Source organism: Actinomadura sp. 7K507, from assembly GCF_004348425.1.
Taxonomy (GTDB): domain Bacteria; phylum Actinomycetota; class Actinomycetes; order Streptosporangiales; family Streptosporangiaceae; genus Spirillospora.
Genome location: NZ_SMKK01000043.1, coordinates 14,885 through 39,966 on the forward strand (window position 1 = coordinate 14,885; position 25,082 = coordinate 39,966).

Below are 25,082 nucleotides of genomic sequence, written 5' to 3' on the forward strand. Positions count from 1 at the left end.
GGAGCCAACACCACCGGCACGTTGCCTGTCAACGGGTTGACAGGCCGACGGGCTGTCATTAGTTCTAGAACACGATTCCATGATGTTGTTCGGGGCCGAGCGCGCGGCGGCACCCGACGAACCGAACAAGGAGCCGAGAGATGGCGCTCGATCACGCGCTCGTCGGAGTCCCGGGCGAGCCGGCCGGCCGGACCTGGGACGGCACCGACGCGCTGCTGTACGCGCTCGGTGTCGGGGCCGGGGCCGAGGACCCGCGGCAGGAACTGGCGTTCACCACGGAGAACACCGGCGGGGTCGGCCAGCGGGTGCTGCCGACGTTCGCCGTCCTGGCCGCCCAGGCGCGCGGCGGCCCGCGCCGGAAGCTGGGCGACTTCGATCCCGCCCGGCTGGTGCACGCCGAGCAGTCGTTCCGGCTCCACCGGCCGCTTCCCGTGCAGGGCTCGGTCTCGGTGACCTCCATGGTCACCGACATGCTCGACAAGGGCCGTGGGGCGCTCGTGCGCACGGAGAGCGTCGCCACCGGCGAGGACGGGCAGCCTCTCGTCACCGCCCGCAGCGGCGCCTTCATCATGGGCGAGGGGGGCGCCGGCTCGACATCCGCAGAGCGCTCCGGCGACCAGCCCTCGCCCGGCGAGGAGCCCTGGACGCGGCCCGAACGCGAACCCGACCACAGCATCGTCTACCGCACGCGGCCCGACCAGGCGCTGCTCTACCGGCTCAGCGGCGACCGCAACCCGCTGCACTCCGATCCCGCCTTCGCCGCCCGCGGCGGCTTCGAGCGTCCGATCTTGCACGGTCTGTGCACCTACGGCTTCACCGGCCGGGCGCTGCTGCACACGCTGTGCGGCTCCGACCCGGCGCGGTTCCACGCCATGTACGGCCGCTTCACCCGGCCCGTCCTCCCCGGTGACGTGCTGGTGGTGGACCTCTGGCGCGACGGCGCGGGCCGCGCCCTGTTCCAGACTCGGACCGAGGACGGCACGGTCGTCGTCGACCGCGGCGTCGCCCACCACTCCTGACATCACCCCCGCCCGCCGCCGGTAGGATCGGACCGGCCGTCGCCGTCCCCTTCCCGGCCCGGCACCGAGTTCCGGCGGCGGGCGGCCCCGGGCCGGGACTCCGTCCCGCGGCCCGCACCACGCCCTTCTTGAGGCCACGACCGACCCGAAACGGGGCCGTCCCCATGCCGCGACAGACCTCATCAGGTACCTCACCGAGCGGTGGCAACCGGAAATGGCGCTCGACCGAGATCGTGCGCACCGAGATCCTCGACGCCGCCCGGGAGGTCTTCGCCTTGCGAGGCTTCGCCGAGGCCGGCGTCAACGAGGTCGTGGACCGGTCGGGGGCGAGCGTCGGCAGCATCTACCACCATTTCGGCAGCAAGACCGATCTCTTCATGGCGTTGTGGGAGCGTCACCACGAGGAGCAGATCGCGATCGCCCGCCAGGGCGTGCTCGAAGCCCAGGCCGCCGGCGTCACCGACCCCTTCGACCTGCTCGTCGCCGGCTCGCGCGCCTACCTGGAGGCGGCCTGGCCGCGCCGCGACCTCGTGCGCATCTTCCAGGTCGGCGACACTCCCCCAGGCTTCTTCGAGGAGCAGCGCCGCAGCGGCCGGACGTGGCTCAACCGCAACTTCCGGCTCCTCGGCGCCACCGACGAGCCGGTGAACCGCATCCTGGTGTGGCTGGTCACCAGCTACGTCGGCGAGGCCCGCCGCGAGATCTGCAGGCAGCGCACGCCCCGGGCCGCCCGCGAGCAGGTGGAGGCGATGCTGGAGGTACTGGAGCGGATGCGGCCGCTCCTGGCCAGCGCCGCCGGCATGCGGCTCGTCGTCCGCGACGACGAGGACCGCTGACGCGGATCGCCGCGCCGCCCGGACCGGGCGGCGCGGCGCCCCTCACAGGCCCAGCTGGTCGGCCAACCGCAGCCGGAAGGCCGTGGTGTCGCCGAACAGCACCTGGCACGCTTTGGCGCGCTTGAGGAACAGGTGCGCGTCGTGCTCCCAGGTGAAGCCGGTGCCGCCGTGGATCTGCAGGTTCTCCGCGGCGGCGCGGAAGAACGCCTCGGCGGCCGCCGCCTTCGCCAGACCGGCCACCACGGGCACCTCCTCCGGGGCTCCGCCGCACGCCCAGGCCGCGTACCGGGCGCAGGAACGCGCGCCCTCGACCTCGACCAGCACCTCGGCGCACTTGTGCTTGACGGCCTGGAAGGAGCCGATCGGACGGCCGAACTGCTCGCGCTGCTTCGCGTAGGCCACGGAGGCGTCCAGGCAGGCCTGAGCCGCGCCCACCATCTCCGAGGCCAGCAGCACGCACGCGCGGTCGCGGGCGGCCGCGAGCAGGGCGTGCCCGGCGCCCTCCTCGCCCACCAGGGAGCACGGCGCGCCGTCCAGGGTGAGGTCGGCGAGCCCCCGGGTCGGATCGAGTGCGCGTATCCGCTGCCGGTCCACACCGGGCCCCGTCGTGTCGACGGCGAACACCGACGGCCCCGCGGGCGTCGCGGCCACCACCAGGCACAGGTCCGCCGCGAGCCCGTCGAGCACGAGCGTCACCCGGCCGTCGATCGTCCACCCGGCGTCCGGGCGGCGGACCGCCGCCGCGGCGCCTCCGGCGTCGTTCCACGCCCCGCCGGGGGCGAGCCAGCCGACCGTGGCGGCGGTGTCCCCGCGCGCGATGCCCGGCAGGTACCGGGACTGGGCGTCGCCGTCTCCGCTGGCCAGCAGGAGTGGGACCGCCAGGCCGAGGGTCGACAGCAGGGGACCGGGGAGGAGGACACGGCCGGCCTCCTCGAAGACGTGGGCGAGCGTCTGCATGTCGGTCCCGCTGCCCCCGTGCTCCTCGGGCACGCCGATCCCCTGCACACCGAGCTCGGCGGCCAGGGCCCGCCAGACGTCCCCGTCATGGGGCACCGGCTGCGCCATCAGCTCGCGGGTGCGCGCCAGCGGTGAGCGAGCGTCGAGGAACCGGCCGACGGCGGCACGCAGATCCTCCTGCTCGATGGTGACTGCCAGGCTCATCGGCCGGCCCCCTTGTGCTCCTTGGGGAGCCCCAGGACGCGCTCCGCGATGATGTTGCGCTGTACCTCCGCAGTCCCGCCCCAGATCGTCCCGGACCGGGACGAGAGGAACTGCTCCTGCCAATGGCCCAGCCCCTCTTCACCCGCGCCGCCGGCGGTGAGGGCCTCGGGCCCCAGCAGGTCCAGGGAGATCTCGCCGAACCGGCGCGCGTACTCCGACCAGCGGATCTTGGTCACCGAGCCGTTCTCGGCGCGTGCGGCCGGATCCTGCCCCGCGGCCAGCGCCGCCAGCAGCTGGAGACCGGAGAACCGCATGGTCTCGATCTGGGTCCAGGCCCAGGCCAGCTTCTCCCGCACGGCCGGGTCCCCGATCAGTCCACGGGCCCGCACCTCCTCGACCAGGGCCCAGAAGTCGCGCGCGTAGCCGACGTGCGCGATCGTCGCCCGGTTGCCCCGCTCGTGCCCGAGCGTGGTCACCGTGACGCGCCACCCCTGGTGGAGACCGCCGATGACGTTGAACAGCGGTACCCGTGCCCCGTCGAGGAAGGTCTCGGCGAAGCCGCTGCGGCCGGTGAGCTGGCGGATCGGCCGGAACTCGATGCCGGTCCCCGGCCCGTTCTCGGCGACGGGGAGCAGGACGTAGCTGATGCCGGCGTGCTTGGGGGCGTCCGGGTCGGTCCGGACCAGGCAGAACATCATGGTGGACTCGTAGTAGCCGGAGGTCCACACCTTCTGGCCGCTGATGACGAGGTCGTCACCGTCGACCACGCCCGCCGTCCGCAGTCCGGCGAGGTCCGATCCGGCCTCCGGCTCGGAGAAGCCCTGGCAGTACACGTGCTCTCCGGAGATGATCCGCGGGAGGAAGTACGCCTTCTGCTCCTCGGTGCCGTGCGCGATGATGGCGGGCCCGACGGTCGTCTCGGCCCGGCCCCTGGTCACGCGCGGGACACCCGCCCGGTCGAACTCCTCGTTCATGATCGCGACCTCGACGGGGCCCAGGCCCCGGCCGCCGTACTCCCGAGGCCAGGAGACGCACATGTACCCGGCCTCGCACAGCACCTCCCCCCACGCTTTGAGCGCCTCGGTGTGCGGACTGCCGGGCGGCGCAGGCCAGCCGACGCCGCGCAGTTCCGGGGGCGCGTGCTCGCTCAGCCAGGCGCGGAACCCGCGCCGGAAGTCCTCGGCTCCGGGGCCGGGGGCGACGGCGCCGGCCGTCGTCTCCGGATCCCGGTGAGCCTTCTGGCGGGTGGTCATCAAGGCACCTTTCCTGAGTGGGGGATCAACGGGGTCCTCCTCGGGTGGAGTCGGCGGCCTCGCCGCGCACCCGGCGCGGGCCCCGGCTCGGCGGATCGTCCGCCACGGGTTCGTCGGCCACCGTCCCGTTCGCGCGCAGTTCGGCGATCTCCCCGGCGGTCAGCCCGAGCAGGCCGGCCAGCACTTCCTCGTTGTGCTGCCCGAAGAGGGGCGCGGGCCGCCGCATCCCGCCGGGAGTGCGGTCGAGCCGGAACCCCAGGCCGGGGTAGACGTGGGTACCGGCCTCGGGATGGGTCATGGTGGACAGGAAGCCGCAGGCGTGCAGCGCGGGGTCGGCGGCCACCTCGGTCCCGTCGTTCACGGGGGCCGCCGGGACGCCGGCGGCCTGCAGCGCATCGGCCGCCTCGCGCTTGGAGCGCGTCCGCGTCCAGGCCGCCACCGCCTCTTCGAGCTCATCCTGGTGGGCGAGCCGCCCCTCCAGCGTCGCGTAACGTTCGGCGGCGGCGAGGCCGGGACGGCCGAGGACGCCGCAGAGCGCCCGCCACTCCTCGTCGCCGCGCACCGCGACCACGACCCAGTCGTCGTCGCCCGCCGCCGGGAACGCCTGGTGCGGCGCGGCGTCGGGCACGTGGTTGCCCTCGGGGGCCGGCGTCCGGTCCGACTCGAGCCGCTCGAGCACGAACTCGCCGATCCAGTGCGCCGCGGCCTCGGTCTGCGGCACCTCCACATGGCAGCCGGCGCCGTCGTGCGCGCGCAACTCCAGGGCCGTGAGCACGGCCGCGGCCGCGTTCAGCCCGCCGATCGGGTCGAGGATCGCCGGGCCCGTCAGCACGGGTTCCTCGTCGTCGCCGTAGCCGATCAGCGCGGCCATGCCGCACGCCGCCTCCATCGTCTTGCCCATGCCCTGGTGCGTCGACATGGGACCGGTCGACCCGAACGCCGGCATCTCCACGACGATGATCTGGTCGTTGAGCGCGGCCAGGTCCTCGTAGCCGATGCCCAGGCGGTCGAGGACGCCCGGCGTGAAGTTGGCGACCAGGACGTCGCTCAGCACGGCGAGGCGCAGCAGGACGTCCAGCCCGCCGGGCCTTTTCAGGTCCAGGGACAGCGAGAGCTTGTCGTGTCCCTGGGTGTTGAAGAGGAGGTCGCGGTTGTACGGCTTCTCGCCCGGGTCGAAGTCGGGGTAGTGATGGGGAGGCCCACCGGTCAGGAATCCGCGCCAGCCGTCGGGGCGGCGCGGCGGCTCCACCTTGATGACCTCGGCCCCGAGCCACGCCAGGCTGCGCGTCGCCATCGGCCCCGCCCACGCCGTGGTCAGGTCGATCACCCGTATCCCCGCCAGCGGCCCGCCTTCTTCCGGAGGGGCCCCTTCCGGTGGGGCGCCCGTCTCCGTGCTCATCGGTCCTTCCCCTCGATCTCGGTGCCTGGCAGGCCGGGGCTGGGTGTGTCGGCGAGGTAGGCGGAGCCGGAGACGCGGAAGACCGGCCCGAGGGCCCGCTCCTCGGCACCGGTGCGCGCCGGCCGCAGGGTGCGCACGAACTCCCGGCCGCGCCACTGCTCCGACGACACCAGTTCCCCCGGCGTCCAGACCCGCTCGCAGCTGATCCGCAGCTCCTGGGCCCGGGTCACCGCCTCCTCGGTCGTCATCCGCAGCGCACGGCCCTGGAAGACCTTCACCAGTTCGTCCCAGTTGCGGATGAACGAGCCGGGCCGGTCGAACCGGGGGTCGTCGACGAGGTGCTCGGCGTCGAACAGCCGGCACACCGCCGCCGGGTCCCTGATCGCGAACATCACGATGTAGCCGTCGGCGCAGCGCAGCGTGGCCAGCAGTCCCGTGTAGCGCGCCCGGCTCTCGGTCGTGCCGTTGTAGCTGTGCTGGGTCACGAAGTTCTGCCCCATGGCGGCCATCGACTCGAAGACCGAGGCGCGGACCCGTTGCCCGCGTCCCGAGCGGCGCCTCTCGTGCACCGCCGCCAGCACCGACACGAAGGCCGTGGTGCCGCAGGCGTAGTACGCCCGCCGTCCGACGCCGTACAGGGGCTCCCGGTCGCTGCGGCCGGTCGCGTTCATGTAGCCCGACAGTGCCTGGTGGACCATCTCGTCAGCGCCCCAGCCGGCGTACGGGCCGTTCTCCGGGAAGTCGCTCACCACGCATTCCACGACCGTGGGAGCGAGCGGGGGCGGGACGGTCGCGGCGTCCCGGACGACCACGTCCGCCCCGGCGACGAGCGCTCCCAGCCGCTCGTCCCGGTCCGGCTCCCCGCCGGGCAGCACCACGGACGCCTTGCCCTGGTTGAGGTGGCGGAAGAGGAGCGAACCCGTCCCGCCGTCCCCGGCGAAGGGCGGCATGCGGCGCGTCGGCGCGCCCCCGGCCGCCTCCACGAGGGTGACTTCGGCGCCGTAGCCCGCCAGCAGCTTCCCGCAGTACTGGCCCGCCACGCCCGAACTGAGATCCACGACTCTCAGGTGCCCCAGCGCGGCGGGCCGGGGCGTGTCGCGCCGCGGCCCGCTCATGAGTAGTGGTCCGAGGACGCCTTCATCACCCGGCTCATCATCAGCACCGAGATCACCGGGGTGCCGCCGCGGCCGGCGATGGTCTCGGTCCACATGTACTCCGTCTTGGGGGTGCACCCGAGCGCCCGCACCGTGCTCACGACCTCGTAGGTCTCGTCCAGCAGCAGCGGGCCGGCCAGGTGGCGGATCTCGATCGCCCCGTAGAGCCCCACCGCGGGCCCGCGCCGCCGCACGATGACCTGCTTCACCGACTCGAAGGTGAACGACACCTCGGTGGGCGGTGACGCGATGGCCGGCCCCCACGGCGAAGAGTCGCCGTACCAGTCCAGGGGCTCGGTCATCAGGCCCCTGCGCAGCCGTTCACGCTGGCGATCGCCGTCCAGCCGGAGCTCGCCCAGTTCGATCACCTCGCCGACCTCCAGGAAGGAGAGGATGCGGACCTGGTCGGCGTCCCGGCTCACCATCCGGTCGGCGAGGCCACCGGGTCCGTCGGGGTTCCCGGCGGTGGCCGAGCCCTCCCAGACGCGCCGGCCTTCCGCCGTGTCCATCCACAGCTCCGCCGTTCCCCGTTCGCCGGGGGCGGGGCGGCGCGCGAACGCCTGCACGGCTTCGCCGTCGACGGTGGCATTGCGGAAGTACGCGGCCATGGTCCCGCTGTCGAACCACTCCCGGCCGTAGAGGTCGAGCAGCAGCGGCACCGCCTGCTCCATGTGGTAGCTGCCGGCGATCGTGCCGCCGCGGAAGCCGAGCCGCTGCGCGGTCGCGTCGTCGTGGATGCTGCCGGCCGCCGTCAGGTGGAGGTTGTGCGGGCGCCGCACCTCCCCGGCGACCGTCCCGCCGCCCGTACCCGTCCTGTTCACCATGCGCGCCGGCCTCCCTCGTCCGCCATCGCCGCCGTCCTCGCCTGCCCGGTCACCGGTTCAGCCCCAGATACGCGAGGTTCACGTTCCCCTGGATCGATCTGCTGTCCCGCCCTCCGGTCACGTCGTCGCGCCAGGCCAGCTCCTCGGGGATGAAGTACAGGCCGATGAAGGGGACATCGTCGGCGGCCACGGCGTTGATCTCCTTCATGACCTTCTTCTGCTGCTCCTCGCCATGAGTGGTGAGCAGCTTCTGCACGAGGGGGGTCGTGGCCGTCTCGACCCGGCCCACGTTCGCGCTGGACTCCCGGCCGTAGAACTTCGGGTAGACGTACATGGGCGAGGTCCCGCCCATCGCCGAGATCAGCATCAGGTTGTCGGTGCCCGGGTAGTAGTCCTTCGTCGCCTCCGCCGTGGGCGCGGTCTTGACCTGCAGGTCGATGCCCGCCTTCTTCAGCTGCTCCTTGAGGACGACGGCGTTGTCGGCGTAGGGGAAGGTGTTGAGGGCCACGGCCTTGATCGTGAGCCCGTCGCCGTGGCCCGCCTGCCGCAGCAGTTCCTTGGCCTTCGCGAGGTCGTAGGGCTGGGCGTTCTCGACGCTGCCGTCGTGGAAGGGGCTGCCGGACGGATACGGTCCCCAGGTGGGCGTATCCCACGCTCCGCCGGACACGGCCTCGGCCATGGCCTTCCGGTCGATCGCATGGCTGATGGCCTGGCGCACGCGCACGTCGTCGAGCGGCGGCTTGGACCGGTTGAGGTTGATGGAGGTCCAGCCGGCCGAGATGTCGTCGCCGTCGAGAGTGATACCGGACTGGTCCTTCAGCTGCTCGATGAGCGTGGTGCTGAAGCCCCACGCGTAGTCGACGTTGCCCGCGAGGATCTCACTGGCCATGGCCGAGTTGTCGCTGAGGATCCGCCACTCGATCTTCTTGACCTTCGCGGCGGGGGTTCCGGCCTGGGTGTAGCCGTCCCAGCGGGTCAGCTCGGCCGAGATCTCCGGCTTGTAACCGGTGAGCTTGTACGGGCCCGCGCCAACGGGCTGGCTCGCGAACCGCTCGCCCTTCTCCTCCCGCGCGGTCGGCGAGGCGATCATGCCCAGCCGCCCGGAGAACAGGTCGGGCAGTGCCGCGTACGGCTCGCTGAGCTTGACGAGGACGGTCCGGTCGCCCTCGGCGGTGATGCCGGTGACCTGCTCGGGGACCTGGTTCCCCATCTCCTTGCACTGCGTGAGGCTCTTGGCGACGGCCGCGGCGTCCATCGCGGTGCCGTCCTGGAATTCGAGATCCGGCCTGAGCCGCAGGCTGAAGCCCAGTTCGTCGTCGGAGTAGCTCCAGCTCTCCGCGAGACCGGGGCCGAGCTTTCCGGTCTTGTCGTCGGCCTTGATGAGGGGTGCGTACAGGACGTTGTGGTACGCGAGCTCGGATCCGTTGCTGGGTCCGCACGAGTCGAGCTGGACCGGCTTCTGCTGTGTGGCGACCCGCAGGACGTCCGCGGAGGCCGCGCCGCCGCCCGTCCCTCCGCCGCACGCGGTCGCGGACGAGGCCAGCAGGACCCCGGCGACGGTCCAGCGCGCCGCGCGCCGCCGCCCCCCGCTGTCGTTACGCACAAGTTGCACTATGACTCCCGTTGACAGGGGTCGCGATAATGCGTGATCAACACGCTCTTACCGGCAACGCCGCACGGTTTTTGCACTCTGGATGCTAAAAGATTTGTGACGCCGGACACAAGACCCCGCGACCCGCCGGCCGCATCACTCCGCCCTGAAGCCCGCGGAGGCTAATTTTAGAACCTGATTCTAAAATGTCGCCGTCACCACCTGCCGGCAGCGCACCCGTCGACCTGACGACCCCCTGCCCCGCTCGCCAAGCTCACCGCACCCCGCCGCGACCGCCTGCACGGACCCTCCCTGTCACGGGGCCCGCACCACGCCCGGCCGTTCACCCCACCCCCTTGACAGGCGAACGAATCCGGGGACAGGCTGTGCAGCAACCTAGAACGACACTCTAGAATGTGGCTCCAAAATCGGAGGGACCATGCGAAAGGCCGGGATCGTCGGCGTCGCCGAGTCGGACCTCGGTAAGACCCCGCACCTGACCGTGCTCTCCCAGCAGGCGCTGGCCGCCAAGGCCGCGCTGGACGAGGCGGGCCTGACCAAGCAGGACGTGGACGGCCTGCTCACCGCGGGCGGCTGGGGCTGGGCCCCGACGATGATGCTCGCCGAGTACATGGGGATCCAGCCCTCCTTCACCGACAGCACCAACATCGGCGGCGCCTCCTTCGAAGCGCATGTCGGCCATGCCGCGGCCGCGATCGAGGCCGGCCTCATCGACGTCGCGCTGATCACCTACGGCAGCACCCAGAAGACCGGCGGAGGCCGTGCGGGCCGGCGCGTCGCCGCGCTGACCGGCCAGTACGACCAGCCCTACGGCGTGCTGACCCCGGTCACCTCCTACGCGCTGGCCGCGATGCGGCACATGCACGAGTACGGGACCACCGCCGAGCAGATGGCCGAGGTCGCGGTCGCCGCACGCGAGTGGGCCGCGCTCAACCCCAAGGCGTACCGCCGGGAACCCCTCACCGTCGCCGACGTGCTCGCCTCGCCGATGGTCAGCGACCCGCTGCACAAGCTGGACTGCTGCCTGGTCACCGACGGCGGCGGCGCGGTCGTGATCGCGGCCGAGGACCGCTTCCCCGACGTCGCGACCAAGCCGGTCCGGGTACTGGGCCACGGCGAGACCCACACCCACAACTCCATCATGAGCATGCCCGATCTCACCGTGACCGGCGCCGCGCAGTCCGGCCCGGCCGCGCTGCGCCGGGCCGGGGTGGAACTCGCGGACCTCGACCTGGTGGAGATCTACGACTCGTTCACCATCACCGTGCTGCTGACGCTGGAGTCGCTCGGATTCTGCAAGCCGGGAGAGTCCGGCGACTTCGTGTCCGGCGGCAGGATCGCCCCGGGCGGCGAGTTCCCCCTGAACACCAACGGGGGCGGCCTGTCCTACACCCATCCGGGCATGTACGGGATCTTCCTGCTGATCGAGGCCGTCCGGCAGTTGCGCGGCGAGTGCGGTGACCGACAGGTGCCGGACGCGGAACTCGCCCTCGTGCACGGCACCGGCGGCGTCCTGTCGGCCAGCGCGACCTGCGTCCTGTCCTCCTAGCAGTCCCCGTCCAAACCAGCGTCCGGGAGCCGCCCGATGTTCGAACCGATGATCGACGCCGATTCACGGCCCTACTGGGAAGGCGTCGCCCGCGGCGAACTGCTGCTGCAGCACTGCCAGAACTGCGAGCGAGCCGTCTTCTACCCGCGCGTCGTGTGCCCGCTGTGCTTCTCGACCGATCTGGAGTGGCGGGCCGCGTCGGGCACCGGCACCGTCTACTCCTACACCGTCATGCGCAAGGCGTCCGGGCGCTTCGCCACCGACCCGCCCACGGTGGTCGCGCTTGTCGACCTGGACGAAGGCGTGCGGATGATGAGCCACCTGGTCGGGGTGGACCCTCCGGAAGCGCGGATCGGGGCCCGGGTCAGGGTCACCGTGCAGGCCGTCGAGGGCGACCTGTCCCTTCCCTGCTTCACCCCGGTCCCATGAGCATCCACAGCCAGGGCACCCCGGCCGTCCGGCGTCAGGCGAGCGAGGAGAACTGAAATGGCCATCGGCCTGACCCCCGAACACGAAGAACTGGCCGCATCGGTCCGCGGCTTCACCGAGCGGCACCTGAGCCCGCCGTCCGCCGAGTCCGCTCCCGAGGGACGCCCGCAGTGGTGGCAGGCCCTGGCCGAACAGGGGCTGCCTGGACTGCACCTGCCCGAAGAACACGGCGGGCAGGGATTCGGCCTGCTCGACCTCGCGGTCGTGCTGGAGGAACTCGGCCTCGCCTGCGCGCCCGGCCCCTACCTGCCGACCGCCCTGGCCGCGGCGGTGATCAGCGTCACGGGCGGCGCCGAGGTGCGCGGCGAGGTGCTGCCCTGGATCGCCGACGGCACCGGCACCGCGGCGGTCGCGCTCGGCGACGCGCTCACAGCCGAGCGGGACGGTGCCGGGCTGATCGTGTCCGGCCGGACCGGGCCGGTGCTCGGCGGCGCCACGGCCGATCTGCTGCTGCTGCCGGCCGGCCCGGGCTACGTGGCCGTCCCGGCCTCCGAGGTCACGGTGACGCCGCTGCGCAGTTTGGACCCGCTCCGCCCGGTCGCCAGGGTCGAGGCCGCCGGCGTCCGGGTTCCGCCCGAGCGGGTCCTGACCGTCCGGACCGGGGAACAGGTCCGCGACCTGGCGGCCACCTTGTTCGCGGCCGAAGCGTGCGGCATAGCCGCCTGGTGCGTGCGGACCGCGGTCGAGCACGCCAAGATGCGCGAACAGTTCGGCCGTCCGATCGGGCAGTTCCAGGCCGTCAAGCACAAGTGCGCACGGATGCTGGTCGAGCTCGAGCAGGCCACCGCGTCGGTCTGGGACGCGGCGCGCGCGCTGGACGACGGCTCGGACGACGCCGCCTTCGCCGCCCGGGTGGCCGGGGTGGTGGCACTGGACGCCGCGGTTTCGGCCGCCAAGAACTGCATCCAGGTGCTCGGCGGCATCGGCTACACCTGGGAGCACGACGCGCACCGGTACCTGCGCCGGGCGCTGTCGCTGCGCGCGCTGGCCGGGGAGTCGGCCGACTGGGCCGCCCGCGTCGCCGGCACCGGGCCGCGTCCCGTCCGCATCGACCTGGCCGAACCGGCCGCCAGGGAGCGCATCCGCGCCCAGGTGGCCGAGCTGGCCGCGATCACGGACGATGCCGAGCGCTGGGACCGGATGGGCGGCGCGGGCTGGACCGTGCCGCATCTCCATGAGCCCTGGGGACTCGGCGCCACGCCCCTGGAGCAGATCCTCATCCAGGAGGAAATGGCCGCCGCGGGGGTGTCAGGACCACAGCTCGGGCTCGCGACATGGCTCGTCCCTTCCCTGGCGATCTACGGGACCGAGCGGCAGAAGGAGGAGTTCCTCGCGCCCACGCTGCGCGGGCGCATGGTGTGGTGCCAGTTGTTCAGCGAGCCCGGCGCCGGATCGGACCTGGCCTCGCTGGGCACCAAGGCCCAGCGGGTCGAGGGCGGCTGGCGCCTGACCGGACAGAAGATCTGGACCTCCGGCGCGCACCGGGCCTCGTGGGGCTACTGCCTGGCCAGAACCGACCCGTCCGCCCCCAAGCACGACGGCATCTCCTACTTCCTGGTGGACATGGCCTCGCCTGGCGTCGACGTCCGGCCGCTGCGCGAGATCACCGGCGGCGCGATGTTCAACGAGGTGTTCCTCGACGACGTGTTCGTGCCCGACGAGCGGGTCGTCGGTGAGGTCAATCGCGGCTGGCAGGTGGCCCGGAACACCCTCGGCAACGAGCGCGTCGCGATGGGCGGCGGGCGCGGCCGCGGACTGCCGGAACTGTTCGCCGCGGCGAACGAGCGCACGGCCGATCCGGTGGAGCTGGGACGGCTGATCTGCGAAGGCCAGGCGATCGAGCTTCTCGGGCTGCGCAGCACGCTCAAGCAGGTGCTGGGCATCAGGCCGGGAGGCGAGGCGAGCGTGCGCAAGCTGCTCGGCATGCGGTTCGCCCAGAACGTCGCCGATCGCCTGCACGCCTGGCAGGGTCCCGAGGCCGCGGTCGCCGAACCGGACGAGCCGTCGGGCCGGCGGGCCCTGTCCATGCTGGCGGGACGCGCAGGGACGATCTACGGCGGCACCACCGAAGTGCAGCTCAACATCATCGGCGAGCGCCTCCTGGGCCTGCCCAGGGACCCCTGACCCCCGCTGGGCGCCGGCCCCGGGCCGGCGGTCCACAGACCTGCGGGCACATCAGCGGACGGCCGGGCCGGTGACGGTGCGGCCGATGACGAGGCGCCGGATCTCGCTGGCGCCTTCGAACTCGGCGGCGTCGGGCAGCGCCAGGATCGCGGCGCACATGTCGTAGGTGAGGCCCCACCCGATGGAGTACTTCAGGCGGCGGGCGGCGACCCAGTCCAGGACTCGCTTGCGGAAAGAACACCTGGCCTATGGTCGTGGCGAGGTAGGGCGCAGAGCGAGAAGTCGAACCATTCTACGAAGTTGCCGATCGCGGCGGCGGTCACGGCGCGGCTGATTCGGCCGGATGGCTTTCGGAAGATGTGTTGTCTTTTTGGGGACACGTGCGGCTTCCCTGGGGTCCGATTTCACCGTGGGGTCCGGGAGCAGTGCAGCCCCTTCGGTCACTCGGCGACGAGCGTGTGAGCGTCCGCCTGGGAAACGCTCCGCGGCTGACGGCGCACACGTCGATCTTGTTGTCGTTGCCCAGGACGGGTGATCTGCACGCCACAGATTGCTCAACAATCTGAGGCAACCACTGCAACCGATGGAAGGCGCTGGACTGCAACTACGCCATATGCCCCAGGTTGGAGGAACATCAGACTTAAGTATCTGCGGCTTGATTGTTGAGCAGTCTGTGCTTAGCATGCCCGTATGCCGTCCGAGGAACCTGCGGCTCCAGAAGCCTCGAGTACGACCGAGCGAGTCGTGGACGTGCTGCGGACCCGCATCCTTGAGGGAGGGTTCGCGCCGAGTTCGCCGCTGCGTGAGATCTCAGTGGCGGCGGAGTTGGAAATCTCCCGCAACACTTTGCGGGAGGCGCTCCGGCTGCTGGCCTCCGAGGGGTTGGTGAGCCAGCCGCCGAACAAAGGCGCGTCGGTGAAGACCTTCACCGCGTCCGAGGTTCGAGACATCTACCGCACTCGCCGAGTACTGGAAGTGCAGGCGGCCACGGAAAGCGCCGTGGCCGGCGACGAGCAGTTCGCCGCCATGGAGGCGGCGGTGGTGGCCAAGGAGCGTGCCGAGCAGGCCCGACTCTGGCGGGAGGCCGGCACGGCGAGCCTGCGATTCCACCAGGCTCTGGTCGCGGTGCTGGGCAGCTGCCGGATCAACGAGTTCTTCCGGACCGTGCTCGCCCAGTTGCGACTCGCCTGGGCGACGTCGTGCGACGAGGAGCAGTTCCAGCACGGCTGGGCCGCGCGTGACAGGGAGTTGTACGAACTGCTGCACCGCGGGCGCCGGACACAGAGCGTCGGTGTTCTCCTTGTTTATCTGGAGGACTCCGAACGGCAGGTGCTCGACGGTCTCCGGCAGACGGCCACGCAGTCGTAACACGAAGAGAAGAAGCGCTTCACCGGCGCTTCCACAAACGGAAGGAGAGAACGAAGATGGCGTCGACCTCCGCTTTTTACCAGCCCGAGCCTGGCAGCATCCTTGAAGTCGACAAGGCCTTTTACGACCGGCTGGCCGCCGACACCGAGAGCCGTGAGCTGGTCGAGTCCTTCGTGATCCCGATCCGGTCGGGCCAGGCCTGGGAAGTCCCCGCTGGTTGCCTTTGCCGAGTGGTCACCACGCCTGAAGGACCGCAATGCGGCGATCTCAACGTCTGGAACCTGCACAACCCGCGCGAGCGCCTGTGGACCTCGCGTACACGCCAGTTGCAGGGCACCCACGTGACACGCTACGACCGGCTCTGGTCGACCCTGCCCTATCTGCGCCCGCTGCTGACGATCACCAACGACACCTTGGAAGGGTATGGCGTCGACGAGGACGGGGGCCGCGTCCATGACCTGCTGGGCTCCCGATGCGACCCCTACGTCAACCGCATCCTCACCGGCAAGGACGCCGACTTCCACTGCCACTCCAACCTCACGCGCGCCGTGCTGCCGTACGGCCTCACCGAATTCGACGTGCACGACGTGCTGAACATCTTCACCGTCACCGGAATCAGTGATCAGGGCGAGTACTTCATGAAGCCCTCGCCGGCCGAGGCGGGCGACTTCTTCGAGTTCTTCGCCGAGCAGAACCTGCTGTGCGCCCTGTCGACCTGCCCGGCCGGCGACCTGTCGATCCCGCTGTGGGGGCCCGACGCCCGCGGCCCCATCGAGGCCTGTCGCCCCTTGGCGATCGAGGTCTACCGTCCTCGCGCCGAGCTGACAGCGCGTTGGACCCCGCCCGCCACCGCCGCGTATCAGGGCCTTCATGGCCTCGCCTTCCCGTCCTGTACAGAAACGAGCGCGCACTGAGAAGACAGGATGTGACGGTCATGTCCTCCGTTGCGTCCGACGGGGTGATCCACCGCCGCACCTGGCGCACCCGCGACCAGGACGAATACGCCATCGTCGAATGGGTCGGCTGGTACGACCATCGCCGGCTCCACACCGCGATCGGCGACGTCCCACCCGTCGAACACGAGACCGCCCACTGCCGTTCCATCTACACACCAGCGCCAACCGGCGCCGGGTAAACCACGGGCTTCACCGAACTCGGTGGACTCCGGTATGGCCCGCCAGCCCGTAGCACCCGATCTCGGGCAGCGCCGCCGTCATGCCGTTCCCTTCCGCGCCTGGGCGCGCTGCCTGTCGATGAACCGCGTGGTCGTCCTGTTGACGAACGTCGGCGAGAGCCTGCCGACGCGCCACGCGAGCCGCGCACGGCGCGGCTCCACGACCATTGCCTCGTTCGCCTCGACGGCCGCCAGGACCCGCCGTGCGAGCACGCCCGCATCGAGCGGGCGCTTGATCCCCTGCCCGTCGAGGTAGAAGTCGCGACCGCGGTAGGGGCCGATCTCGCCCTTGTCGAGGATCGGGGTGTCCACGGCCGCGGGGCAGGCAACGGTGACGCCGACACCGTGCGCGGCGGCCTCGGTCCGCAGCGCGAGGGACAGCCCGACGACGGCATGCTTGGTGGCGACGTACGACGTCATCAGGCCCGCGGCCATGAGACCGCCCATCGAGGCCGTGTTGACGATGTGCCCGCCGCGCTGGCGGACCATCCGCGGATACGCCGCGTGCACCCCATGCACAACGCCACGGATGTTGACGTCGATGATCGAGTTCCACTGGTCCAGCGTCAGGTCCTCCGTGTCGCCGAAATAGGTGATGCCCGCGTTGTTGAACATCAGGTCGATCCGTCCGTGGGCCTCCACGACCTCGTCGACGACCTGCTGCACCTGGGCGGCCTGCGTCACGTCGACGGCCGCCGCACGTACCGATCCCGGTCCGCCGAGGCCGGCGACGGTCTTCTCTGCGGCGCCCAGGTCCAGGTCCGTGCACACCACGTCGGCGCCTGCACCGACGAGTGCCGCGGTAAGCGAGGCTCCGATGCCCGAGCCGCCGCCCGTGACGATCGCGGATCTGCTCGCGAGGCTCATGCGAACGCCTTCTCCACGAGTCCGGCGAGATCCGGGTAGCGCATCAGGCGGGCACCGCCGTTGATGTCAAGGGTCTCGCCGGTGATCCACGCCGCGTCGTCCGACAGCAGGTAGCGCACGGATGCGGCGATCTCCTCCGGGCTTCCCGGCCGGCCGAGCGGCGTGTTGGCGACGTACTCGTCCTTGACCCCGGGTATCTCCATCGCCGGCGCCGTCAGCGGCGTGACGACCAGTCCGGGCGCCACTGCGTTGACGCGCACACGGCGCGGCGCGAGCTCGAGCGCAGCGACCTCCGTGAGCGCCACGAGGCCGGCCTTCGCGGCGCAGTAGGCAGCCAGGCCGGTGCCGGGCTGGCGGGCGTTGAGGGAGGTCAGCGACACCAGTGCGCCTCCGTCGGCGACCCGGAGTCCGGCGTGCTTGAGCACGAGGAACGCGCCGGTGAGGCAGACGTCGACGATCCGGCGCCACTCCGCGGCGTCGTGGTCGACGACTCGCGAGAGCGTGCTCGTGCCGGCACAGTTGACCACGCCGTGGAAGCGCCCGTGCTCGGCGACGACGCCCTCGAAGAGCGCCTCCACTCCCCCCTCGTCGGTCACGTCGACCTCGGCGTCGGCGGCCGTGCCGGGGAGGTCGGCGACCACCACGATGTCGCCCTGCGACCGCAGCAGCGCGGCCGTCGCCGCTCCGAGGCCGGACCCGCCCCCGACCACCACGACCGTGCGCTGCTCACTCATCCGCCACCATCCTGACGCTCGTCTGTATCTGTTGACACGTGTCAAATGCAGTCCTAACGTGACGGGCGTCACGCCAGCTTGTCAAGCAGATGCCGAGGAGTAGCCGATGAGTGGTCCGACGGTCGCCGTGATCGGTGCCGGCATCAGCGGGCTGACGATGAGCAAGATGCTGGAGGACTACGGGCTGGAGTACGCCACGTTCGAGTCCTCGGACCGCGTCGGCGGCAACTGGGCGTTCGGCAACCCCAACGGGCACAGCAGCGCCTACCGCTCGCTGCACATCGACACCTCGAAGCACCAGCTGTCCTTCAAAGACTTCCCGATGCCCGAGGAGTATCCCGACTTCCCGCACCACACCCAGATCAAGGACTACCTCGACAGCTACGCCGACGCGTTCGACATCCGGCGCCGGATCGAGTTCGAGAACGGCGTCGTGCACGCCGAGCGGCACCCCGACGGCGGCTGGCTGCTGGAGACCGAGCGCACCGGCGTACGCCGCTTCGACGTGCTCCTGGTGGCCAACGGCCACCACTGGGACCCGCGCTTCGCCGACAAGCCGGGAGAGTTCACCGGCCTGACGATGCACTCGCACGCCTACATCGACCCTCAGACGCCCTACGACCTGACGGGTAAGCGGATCCTGATCATCGGGCTGGGCAACAGCGCCGCCGACATCGCGGTCGAGCTCTCCAGCAAGACACTCGACAACGAGGTCGTCATCTCGACGCGGTCCAGTGCGTGGATCGTGCCGAAGTACTTCGCCGGAACGCCCGCCGACAAGTACTACAGGACCTCCCCGCACATCCCGTTCGCGTGGCAGCGCAAGTTCGTGCAGGTGATGCAGCCGCTGACCGCCGGCCGCCCGACCGACTACGGCCTGCCCGAGCCCAACCACAAGTTCTTCGAGGCGCACCCGACGCAGTCGGTCGAGCTGCCGCTGCGGCTCGGCTCCGGCGACCTGCGGGCCAAGGGCGACATCGAGCGCTGGGACGGTCCTACCGTGCACTTCACCGACGGCACCGCCGAGGACTTCGACGTCGTCGTCCACGCCACCGGCTACAACATCACCTTCCCGTTCTTCGACCCCGACTTCCTCAGCGCGCCCGAGAACCACATCCGCCTCTACAAGCGGATCTTCAAGCCGGGCGTGGACGACCTCGCGTTCATCGGGTTCGCCCAGGCGACGCCGACACTGTTCCCGTTCGTCGAGTGCCAGACCCGGCTTGTCGCGGCCTGGCTCGTCGGCCGCTACGCGCCGCCGCCGGTCGCCGAGATGGAGCGGGTGATCGACGAGGACCAGCAGAAGTACACCGCCCACATGGTGCAGCGGCCGCGGCACACCCAGCAGCTCGACTACTTCCTCTACGAGCACGACCTGCGCACCCGCGAGATCCCCGCGGGCATGGAGCGAGCTGGGCGGCGGCAGGCGCGGCGGCCCGTGGAGGCGCGCGGGTGAGCGAGGAGCGCACCTGGGCGCGGCTGGTCGACCGCCGCAGCGCCAACCGCGGCGACCAGCGCCGCTCGGCCCTGCTCCAGTCCCTCGACGACCTGCTGCGCGAGCAGACCCTCGACCAGGTCAACGTCGCGGAGATCTCGCGGCGGGCCGGCGTCACCCGCTCGGCGTTCTACTTCTACTTCGAGAGCAAGGCCACCGCGGTGCTCGCCCTGATGGCCGACCTGTACGACGCCGCGTCCGACGCGACCGACCTGCTGGTCAAGGCGGAGGGTGATCCCGGGGAGCGGATCCGGCAGGTCCTCGACTCGCTTTTCGACTCCGTCGACGCCTCGCCGCACACCTACCGCGCCCTGCTCGAAGCGAGGGCCGCGAACCCGCAGGTCCAGGAGGGCTGGGACGCGGGCCGCGCCGAGTTCGCGGGCATGGTCGCGGAGATGATCGAGCGGGAGCGGGCCGCCGGGCACGCGACCGACGGCCCGGACGCGGCGGGCCTGGCCGCCGTGCTCCTCGACCTGAACGACCACGCCCTCGAGCGCCATGCGCTCGGCGGTGAGCCGCCGCGCGAGCAACACGTCGACGCGCTCACGCACATCTGGATGACCAGCATCTACGGAGGCATCGCATGACCACCTTCGACTTCGCCTCGGCCGGTGTGCGCTGCGCCGCCACGCATCACGCCGGCGCGGATGGTGCGCCCGTCGTGGTGCTCGGCCACGGCCTCGCCGGCACCCAGGACTCCGGCCTCCGGCCGTTCGCCGAGGCGTTCGCGGCGGCGGGCTTCCACGCCGTCACCTTCGATTACCGCGGCTTCGGCGCGAGCGACGCCGGCGACGGTGGTCCGCGCCAGTGCGTGTCCGTCACCGGCCAGGTCGCCGACTGGCACGCCGCCGTCGAGGCGGCGAAGCGCCTGCCGGGCGTCGACGCCGAACAGGTCGTGCTCTGGGGCATCTCGCTCGCGGGCGGCCACGTCGTCTCCGTAGCCGCCGCGCGTGACGACGTCGCGGCGGTCGTCTCCGCGGTGCCGCTCGTCGACGGGCTCGCCGCCGCGCGGCTCGCCGCGAAGCACCACCGCCCGGCCCGGCTGCTCGCCTCCACCGGCCGCGGCATCGCTTCGGCCGTACGACGCAAGGCCGGCCGCGCGCCGACGATGATCCCGGTCGTGGCTCGTCCCGGGGAGCTCGGCGCCCTGACTCTGCCCGGCGCCTACGAGGACTACCTCGCGCTCGCGGGCCCGACCTGGCGCAACGAGATCGCCGCCGACGTCGTGATGGAGCTCGGCGGCCGGACGCCCGCCAAGGACGCGAAGTCGCTGCGGGTCCCGTGGCTGGTGCAGATCTGCGACTTCGACAGGAGCGCGCCGCCGTACGCCGCGGCGAAGGCGGCCTTCGCCGGTCGCGCCGAGGTGCGGCACTACCCCGGCGACCACTTCGACCTCTTCGCCGGCAAGCCCTTCCACGAGGCCGCCACCCGCCACGTCGTGGCGTTCCTGAGCCGCCACCTGGCTGTTCCCTCCGCCGCCGCCTCGCCCACCGCGCCCGCATCGGAGCCGTCCCGTGTCTGACACCGTCCAGGCCCTCCTCCTCCGGCATGCCGAGCGGGACACGCCCGGCCTGAAGTACGGCGACCAGGTGCGGAGCTGGCGCGACTACCTCGGCGAGAGCGCCGCCCGTGCGCACGTGCTGCGCGCGATGGCCGACCCGGGCCGGCCGGTCCACGTCGGCGTGCTGATGCACAACAGCCCCGAAATGGCGATGGCGATCGCGGCGGGTGCGCTCGGCGGGCACGTGACCGTCGGCATCAACACCACCCGGCGCGGCGAGAGTCTCGCGGCCGACGTACGCCGGGCCGACTGCCAGATCCTGCTGACCGATCATCAGCACCTGGCCCTGCTCGGCGGGCTCGACCTCGGTGGCGCGACGGTGGTCGACACCGACGACGTCGACTGGCCCGAGCGGGTGGCCGACGCACCGCGTGGAACCGCCGGGTTCCCGACGGCCGACGCGACGGACACCTTCATGCTGATCTTCACCTCCGGCACCAGCGGGGAGCCGAAGGCCGTGCGGGTCGCCAACTTCATGGCGGTGATGTCGGGGGCGACGCTCGCCGACAAGTTCGACCTGACGACCGAGGACATCGTCTATTCCTCGATGCCCATGTTCCACAGCAACGCCATTCTCGCCGGATACGCCGTGCACGCCCACGCCGGTGCCGCTCTGGCGCCGGCCAAGTTCAGCGCTGGCCGGTTCCTCAGCGACCTGCGCCACTACGGTGCGACCTACCTCAACTACGTCGGCAAGCCGCTCGCCTACCTGCTCGCGACGCCGGAACAGCCCGACGACCGGGACAACCCGCTACGTGTCGCGTTCGGCAACGAGGCGAGCGACCGCGACATCGAGGAGTTCGCCCGTCGCTTCGACTGCACCGTGTGGGACGGCTTCGGCTCCACCGAGACCGCGGTCATCATCACCCGCACTGACGACACGCCGTCCGGCTCCATCGGGCAGCCGTTCGACGGCGTCGCCGTCTACGACCGAGACACCCGCACCGAGTGCCCGCGCGCCGTCTTCGACGACCTGGGCCGGGTGACCAACCTGGACGAGGCGGTCGGCGAGCTGGTCAACACCACCGGGGCCGGGTTCTTCGCCGGCTACTACAACGACGAACAGGCGACCTCCGAGCGGCTCGACGGGGGCATGTACTGGTCCGGCGATCTCGCCTATCGGGACGAAGCGGGCTTCGTGTACCTGGCGGGTCGCACCGACGACTGGCTGCGCGTCGACGGCGAGAACCTCGCGGCGGCGCCGATCGAGCGGGTGCTGCTGCGCAACGACGCGGTCAGCCAGGCCGCGGTGTACGGCGTACCGGACGCCGACGCCCCGGGCGACCAGCTCATGTGCGCGCTGGTGCTGCGCGACGGCGCGACCCTCACGCCCGTCGATCTCCAGGAGTTCCTGAACGCCCAGCCGGACCTGTCGCCGAAGGCATGGCCGAAGTTCGTCCGGATCGCCACCGACCTGCCGAGTACAGCGACGAACAAGGTCCTCAAGCGCGTGCTCCGGGCCCAGGGCACCGAGACCACGGACACCCTATTCGCGCGAAGCGAGCGGGGCCACGTCTACCGCCCTGAGCCCTAGTGCGGCGTGTCTGGCGACCTCAGTTCCGATGAGCTTCAGCCACGCCACTCCCGGCGCCCCCATTCGCGCTCGACCGCCTGGCCATGGAGACCGGCACGAGCGATCGTCACCGGCACCGCCTTGATCGCTGCCGCGAGCACGTTGCTCCTGCCGAAACCTCGTCCGCGCAGGTCACGCGAGCGCGCGGTGTAGATGTTCTTCAGTTCGGCGGCGACGGCCGCGCGGTGCTTGCGCGGGACCGGCCGGAGGCTGATTCTGATCAGGTGCACCACGCACGATCGGACGATGGTGTCCGGGAACCCCGTCCGCCTCGAATACCCAGGTATGGCTCCGGGAGCCGAGGTGGTGGATCTCAGCGACGGCGTCCTGCGCCCGCCGGCGAGCTCCACCCCTCCACCCCCTGGTCATGGTGGCCGGAGGCCGCGGCTGGCCGCCATCGGTGGGACGGAAGTGGTGATGGCGGTGCCGCTGGCCTGCGCGGACGTCAGCGGACGGGGAGGCCGGTCACGGTGCGGCCGATGACGAGGCGCTGGATCTCCGAGGTGCCCTCGAAGATCGTGAAGATCTTGGCGTCGCGGTGCATGCGCTCGACCGGGTACTCGCGGGTGTAGCCGTTGCCGCCGAGGATCTGGATGGCCTCCTCGGTGACGTTCACGGCCATCTCGCTCGCCATGAGCTTGGCCATCGAGCCCTCGGCGTTCTCGAAGTCCTTGCCGGTGCGCGCCATCCACCCGGCCCGCCACACCATGAGGCGGGCGGCGTCGAGGCGGCACTTCATGTCGGCGAGCTTGAACGCGATCGCCTGGAAGTCGCCGATCTTCTTGCCGAACTGCTCGCGCTCGCGCGCGTACTGGAGCGCGTAGTCGTAGGCGGCGCGGCCGACGCCGAGCGCCATCGCGCCGACCGACGGGCGAGTGGTCTCGAACGTCTTCAGCGCCGCCTGGCCCTTGGATCTCTTGCCCTCGCGGGTCCGCGCGATGCGCTCGTCGAACCTGTCCTTGCCGCCGATGATCAGGTGGCTCGGGATGCGCACGTCCTCCAGGATCACCTCGGCGGTGTGCGAGGCGCGGATGCCGTGCTTCTTGAACTTCTGGCCCTGCCGCAGCCCCGGCGTGCCCGGCGGGACGATGAAGCTGCCCTGGCCGCGGCTGCCGAGGTCGGGGTGCACGGACGCGACGATGATGTGGACGTCGGCGATGCCGCCGTTGGTGGCCCAGGTCTTGGTGCCGTTCAGCACCCACTCGTCCTTCGCCTCGTCGAAGACGGCGCGGGCGCGGATGGCGCCGACGTCGCTGCCCGCGTCGGGCTCGGAGGAGCAGAACGCGCCGAGCTTGACGTCGTCGGGGGTGCCGAACATCTGCGGCACCCACTCGTTGATCTGCTCCTCGGTGCCGACGGCGGCGATGGACGCGGCGGCGAGGCCGGTGCCCACGATGGACAGCCCGATGCCGGCGTCGCCCCAGAAGATCTCCTCGAAGGCCACCGGGATGCCGAGGCCGGTCGGCTCCAGCCACTGGGTGGCGAAGAAGTCGAGCGAGTAGAGACCGACCTTGGACGCCTCCTGGATCAGCGGCCAGGGCGTCTCCTCGCGTTCGTCCCACTCCTCGGCCGCGGGACGGATGACGTCCCTGGCGAACTCGTGCACCCAGTCCCTGACCTCGCGAACGTCCTCACTGGGCTCCAGCGAGAACGGCGCCGGCTCCGCGCTCGTCATGATTAATAGACCCTTTCTCCAATATCGCTGTTACCAACGGTAGCACCTCTTGGCGTTACCGCGGGTAACACCGTGGCCGGAGTCACAGCGCACCGGGCGTCACCTGCGGCCGGGCGAGAACGAGCGCGCGGCGGCGTAGCCGGGGACCTCGATCATCGGGGGCCGCTCCCCCACCGCGACGTCCGCGGTGTGGGGGTCATGCCCGTCCGCGCCGCGGCGGAACCGGGTCAGCGCGGTGGACGGGGCCTCCAGCGGCACCATCCGGCCGTGCCGCTCCAGCCGCGACCAGCCGGTCAGCATGATCTGGCCCGACATCGCGCCGAGGGCCTCGGTCGACTGGTGCGCGTGCAGCCGCCGGCCGAGGTCGACCTGCGCGATCGCGTCCAGCCCGGAGTCCTGGTAGACGTCCAGCAGGAGGCCGAGCTCCACGCCGTAGCCGGTGACGAACGGCAGCCGCTCCAGCAGCGCGCGGCGGCCGGCGTACTCGCCGCCGAGCGGCTGGATGACGCCGGCGAGCAGCGGCCAGTGCAGGTTGATCAGGGGGCGCGCGACCAGTTCGGTCACCCGGCCCCCGCCGCCCTCGACGCGCCGTTCGCCCTCGACGAGCGGGCGGTCGTAGCAGCCCTTGACGTAGCCGACGGACGGGTCGGTCAGCAGCGGCCCCAGCAGCCCGGTCACGTAGGACGAGGTGAACTCGCGCAGATCGGCGTCCACGAACACGATCAGGTCCCCCGACGTCGCGGCCAGGGACTTCCACAGCGCCTCGCCCTTGCCGGACATGCGGCCCTGTCCGGGAAGGACGGCGTCCTGATGGACCACCTCGGCGCCCGCCGCGGCGGCCACGGCGGCGGTCCGGTCGGCGGAGCGGGAGTCGACCACAACGATCTCGTCGACCAGCGGGATCCGCTCGACCAGGTCCGCCCGGATGGCGGCCACGATCGCGCCGACCGTCGCCTCCTCGTCGCGCGCGGGCAGCACGACGCTGATCCTGGTGTCGCCCTTGGCGGCGAGCACCAGGCGCGGCGGCCAGTCCTCCGCCGCGCTCGTGCGGCGGCGCAACCACGAAGCCACCTCAGGCAGCACGCGCTCTCCCTCCGTGCGGACCGTCCCGGACGGCGTCCGGACGGGACGTCCCAGACCGGGGCGTCCCTCACCACTGGTCCCTCACCACTAGGAAACGCCAGATCCTCCCAGATCATTCACCGCCGCCACGGA

General features: G+C 71.3%; 23 protein-coding genes. 12 read left to right on the forward strand and 11 right to left on the reverse strand.

Annotated features, from left to right (window positions below):
- The first annotated feature begins 140 nt into the window (after positions 1-140).
- The gene (locus E1285_RS12555) at positions 141-1,019 is read left to right on the forward strand and encodes a MaoC/PaaZ C-terminal domain-containing protein (RefSeq protein WP_132151396.1); all 879 of its coding nucleotides are present in this window, start codon (positions 141-143) and stop codon (positions 1,017-1,019) included.
- 233 nt (positions 1,020-1,252) lie between these two features.
- Positions 1,253-1,855 carry a TetR/AcrR family transcriptional regulator gene (locus tag E1285_RS12560; RefSeq protein WP_243722740.1) on the forward strand — a complete coding sequence of 201 codons (603 nt, stop codon included), beginning with the start codon at positions 1,253-1,255 and terminating at the stop codon, positions 1,853-1,855.
- A 42-nt stretch (positions 1,856-1,897) separates the two neighbouring features.
- Here the strand turns inward: E1285_RS12560 and E1285_RS12565 are convergent, their stop codons facing one another.
- Genes E1285_RS12565 through E1285_RS12590 form a run of 6 tightly spaced genes read right to left on the reverse strand, consistent with a single transcriptional unit; the run spans position 1,898 to position 9,249 of the window.
- On the reverse strand, positions 1,898-3,016 hold the full coding sequence (locus tag E1285_RS12565; RefSeq protein WP_132151400.1) for an acyl-CoA dehydrogenase family protein: 1,119 nt from the start codon (positions 3,014-3,016) through the stop codon (positions 1,898-1,900).
- The gene (locus E1285_RS12570; RefSeq protein ID WP_132151402.1) at positions 3,013-4,269 is read right to left on the reverse strand and encodes an acyl-CoA dehydrogenase family protein; all 1,257 of its coding nucleotides are present in this window, start codon (positions 4,267-4,269) and stop codon (positions 3,013-3,015) included. Before E1285_RS12570 ends, E1285_RS12565 begins: the two co-directional genes overlap by 4 nt.
- 25 nt (positions 4,270-4,294) lie before the next feature.
- Positions 4,295-5,668 carry a CoA transferase gene (locus tag E1285_RS12575; protein ID WP_132151404.1) on the reverse strand — a complete coding sequence of 458 codons (1,374 nt, stop codon included), beginning with the start codon at positions 5,666-5,668 and terminating at the stop codon, positions 4,295-4,297.
- Positions 5,665-6,783: a CoA transferase gene (locus tag E1285_RS12580; protein ID WP_132151406.1), complete on the reverse strand. Its 1,119-nt coding sequence runs from the start codon at positions 6,781-6,783 to the stop codon at positions 5,665-5,667. The genes E1285_RS12575 and E1285_RS12580 overlap by 4 nt, the downstream gene beginning before the upstream one ends.
- Positions 6,780-7,646 carry a hypothetical protein gene (locus E1285_RS12585; RefSeq protein ID WP_132151408.1) on the reverse strand — a complete coding sequence of 289 codons (867 nt, stop codon included), beginning with the start codon at positions 7,644-7,646 and terminating at the stop codon, positions 6,780-6,782. The genes E1285_RS12580 and E1285_RS12585 overlap by 4 nt, the downstream gene beginning before the upstream one ends.
- Positions 7,647-7,695: 49 nt before the next feature.
- Positions 7,696-9,249 carry an ABC transporter substrate-binding protein gene (locus E1285_RS12590; RefSeq protein ID WP_165966589.1) on the reverse strand — a complete coding sequence of 518 codons (1,554 nt, stop codon included), beginning with the start codon at positions 9,247-9,249 and terminating at the stop codon, positions 7,696-7,698.
- A gap of 427 nt (positions 9,250-9,676) precedes the next feature.
- On the opposite strand from E1285_RS12590, the gene E1285_RS12595 reads away from it, so the two are divergent.
- The 6 genes from E1285_RS12595 (at position 9,677) to E1285_RS12620 (ending at position 15,923) form a co-directional block, all read left to right on the forward strand.
- On the forward strand, positions 9,677-10,807 hold the full coding sequence (locus tag E1285_RS12595; RefSeq protein ID WP_132151412.1) for an acetyl-CoA acetyltransferase: 1,131 nt from the start codon (positions 9,677-9,679) through the stop codon (positions 10,805-10,807).
- A 36-nt stretch (positions 10,808-10,843) separates the two neighbouring features.
- On the forward strand, positions 10,844-11,236 hold the full coding sequence (locus E1285_RS12600; protein WP_132151414.1) for a Zn-ribbon domain-containing OB-fold protein: 393 nt from the start codon (positions 10,844-10,846) through the stop codon (positions 11,234-11,236).
- Positions 11,237-11,293: 57 nt separating this feature from the next.
- Positions 11,294-13,420 carry an acyl-CoA dehydrogenase gene (locus E1285_RS12605; protein ID WP_132151416.1) on the forward strand — a complete coding sequence of 709 codons (2,127 nt, stop codon included), beginning with the start codon at positions 11,294-11,296 and terminating at the stop codon, positions 13,418-13,420.
- 744 nt (positions 13,421-14,164) lie between these two features.
- Positions 14,165-14,788 (forward strand): GntR family transcriptional regulator, encoded by a 624-nt coding sequence (locus tag E1285_RS12610; RefSeq protein WP_243722741.1) that lies wholly within the window; start codon positions 14,165-14,167, stop codon positions 14,786-14,788.
- 56 nt (positions 14,789-14,844) lie between these two features.
- Positions 14,845-15,702, forward strand: coding sequence for a DUF1989 domain-containing protein (locus E1285_RS12615; RefSeq protein WP_132151420.1), 858 nt, complete (start codon positions 14,845-14,847; stop codon positions 15,700-15,702).
- A gap of 20 nt (positions 15,703-15,722) precedes the next feature.
- Positions 15,723-15,923 carry a hypothetical protein gene (locus E1285_RS12620; RefSeq protein ID WP_132151422.1) on the forward strand — a complete coding sequence of 67 codons (201 nt, stop codon included), beginning with the start codon at positions 15,723-15,725 and terminating at the stop codon, positions 15,921-15,923.
- A gap of 78 nt (positions 15,924-16,001) precedes the next feature.
- Here E1285_RS12620 and E1285_RS12625 read toward each other — a convergent pair whose 3' ends face one another.
- Positions 16,002-16,829: an SDR family oxidoreductase gene (locus tag E1285_RS12625; RefSeq protein WP_132151424.1), complete on the reverse strand. Its 828-nt coding sequence runs from the start codon at positions 16,827-16,829 to the stop codon at positions 16,002-16,004.
- Positions 16,826-17,563, reverse strand: coding sequence for an SDR family NAD(P)-dependent oxidoreductase (locus tag E1285_RS12630; protein ID WP_132151426.1), 738 nt, complete (start codon positions 17,561-17,563; stop codon positions 16,826-16,828). Before E1285_RS12630 ends, E1285_RS12625 begins: the two co-directional genes overlap by 4 nt.
- Before the next feature lie 106 nt (positions 17,564-17,669).
- Here E1285_RS12630 and E1285_RS12635 point away from each other — a divergent pair, with 106 nt between their 5' ends.
- Genes E1285_RS12635 through fadD1 form a run of 4 tightly spaced genes read left to right on the forward strand, consistent with a single transcriptional unit; the run spans position 17,670 to position 22,153 of the window.
- A complete protein-coding gene (locus E1285_RS12635; RefSeq protein WP_132151428.1) occupies positions 17,670-19,019 on the forward strand; it encodes an NAD(P)-binding domain-containing protein in 1,350 nt (449 codons plus the stop codon).
- Positions 19,016-19,645, forward strand: a complete 630-nt coding sequence (locus E1285_RS12640; RefSeq protein WP_132151431.1) for a TetR/AcrR family transcriptional regulator — start codon at positions 19,016-19,018, stop codon at positions 19,643-19,645. The genes E1285_RS12635 and E1285_RS12640 overlap by 4 nt, the downstream gene beginning before the upstream one ends.
- A complete protein-coding gene (locus E1285_RS12645; RefSeq protein ID WP_132151433.1) occupies positions 19,642-20,580 on the forward strand; it encodes an alpha/beta fold hydrolase in 939 nt (312 codons plus the stop codon). Before E1285_RS12640 ends, E1285_RS12645 begins: the two co-directional genes overlap by 4 nt.
- Positions 20,573-22,153: a fatty-acid--CoA ligase FadD1 gene (gene fadD1 / locus E1285_RS12650; protein ID WP_132151435.1), complete on the forward strand. Its 1,581-nt coding sequence runs from the start codon at positions 20,573-20,575 to the stop codon at positions 22,151-22,153. The genes E1285_RS12645 and fadD1 overlap by 8 nt, the downstream gene beginning before the upstream one ends.
- A gap of 35 nt (positions 22,154-22,188) precedes the next feature.
- Here the strand turns inward: fadD1 and E1285_RS12655 are convergent, their stop codons facing one another.
- The 3 genes from E1285_RS12655 to E1285_RS12665 form a co-directional block, all read right to left on the reverse strand.
- Positions 22,189-22,542, reverse strand: a complete 354-nt coding sequence (locus E1285_RS12655; protein ID WP_132151437.1) for a transposase — start codon at positions 22,540-22,542, stop codon at positions 22,189-22,191.
- 95 nt (positions 22,543-22,637) lie between these two features.
- Positions 22,638-23,867 carry an acyl-CoA dehydrogenase family protein gene (locus E1285_RS12660; protein ID WP_132151439.1) on the reverse strand — a complete coding sequence of 410 codons (1,230 nt, stop codon included), beginning with the start codon at positions 23,865-23,867 and terminating at the stop codon, positions 22,638-22,640.
- Between the two features lie 99 nt (positions 23,868-23,966).
- The gene (locus tag E1285_RS12665) at positions 23,967-24,950 is read right to left on the reverse strand and encodes a glucosyl-3-phosphoglycerate synthase (protein ID WP_132151441.1); all 984 of its coding nucleotides are present in this window, start codon (positions 24,948-24,950) and stop codon (positions 23,967-23,969) included.
- Positions 24,951-25,082: the final 132 nt, after the last annotated feature.

Bases quoted from the DNA above. Each gene is read 5' to 3' on its own strand.
- E1285_RS12620 (WP_132151422.1), top strand. From the start codon at position 15,723: ATGTCCTCCGTTGCGTCCGACGGGGTGATCCACCGCCGCACCTGGCGC.
- E1285_RS12630 (WP_132151426.1), bottom strand. From the start codon at position 17,563: ATGAGTGAGCAGCGCACGGTCGTGGTGGTCGGGGGCGGGTCCGGCCTC.
- E1285_RS12625 (WP_132151424.1), bottom strand. From the start codon at position 16,829: ATGAGCCTCGCGAGCAGATCCGCGATCGTCACGGGCGGCGGCTCGGGC.
- E1285_RS12605 (WP_132151416.1), top strand. From the start codon at position 11,294: ATGGCCATCGGCCTGACCCCCGAACACGAAGAACTGGCCGCATCGGTC.
- E1285_RS12585 (WP_132151408.1), bottom strand. From the start codon at position 7,646: ATGGTGAACAGGACGGGTACGGGCGGCGGGACGGTCGCCGGGGAGGTG.
- E1285_RS12565 (WP_132151400.1), bottom strand. From the start codon at position 3,016: ATGAGCCTGGCAGTCACCATCGAGCAGGAGGATCTGCGTGCCGCCGTC.
- E1285_RS12635 (WP_132151428.1), top strand. From the start codon at position 17,670: ATGAGTGGTCCGACGGTCGCCGTGATCGGTGCCGGCATCAGCGGGCTG.
- E1285_RS12645 (WP_132151433.1), top strand. From the start codon at position 19,642: ATGACCACCTTCGACTTCGCCTCGGCCGGTGTGCGCTGCGCCGCCACG.
- E1285_RS12580 (WP_132151406.1), bottom strand. From the start codon at position 6,783: ATGAGCGGGCCGCGGCGCGACACGCCCCGGCCCGCCGCGCTGGGGCAC.
- E1285_RS12600 (WP_132151414.1), top strand. From the start codon at position 10,844: ATGTTCGAACCGATGATCGACGCCGATTCACGGCCCTACTGGGAAGGC.
- E1285_RS12660 (WP_132151439.1), bottom strand. From the start codon at position 23,867: ATGACGAGCGCGGAGCCGGCGCCGTTCTCGCTGGAGCCCAGTGAGGAC.
- E1285_RS12615 (WP_132151420.1), top strand. From the start codon at position 14,845: ATGGCGTCGACCTCCGCTTTTTACCAGCCCGAGCCTGGCAGCATCCTT.
- E1285_RS12595 (WP_132151412.1), top strand. From the start codon at position 9,677: ATGCGAAAGGCCGGGATCGTCGGCGTCGCCGAGTCGGACCTCGGTAAG.
- E1285_RS12575 (WP_132151404.1), bottom strand. From the start codon at position 5,668: ATGAGCACGGAGACGGGCGCCCCACCGGAAGGGGCCCCTCCGGAAGAA.
- E1285_RS12555 (WP_132151396.1), top strand. From the start codon at position 141: ATGGCGCTCGATCACGCGCTCGTCGGAGTCCCGGGCGAGCCGGCCGGC.
- E1285_RS12570 (WP_132151402.1), bottom strand. From the start codon at position 4,269: ATGACCACCCGCCAGAAGGCTCACCGGGATCCGGAGACGACGGCCGGC.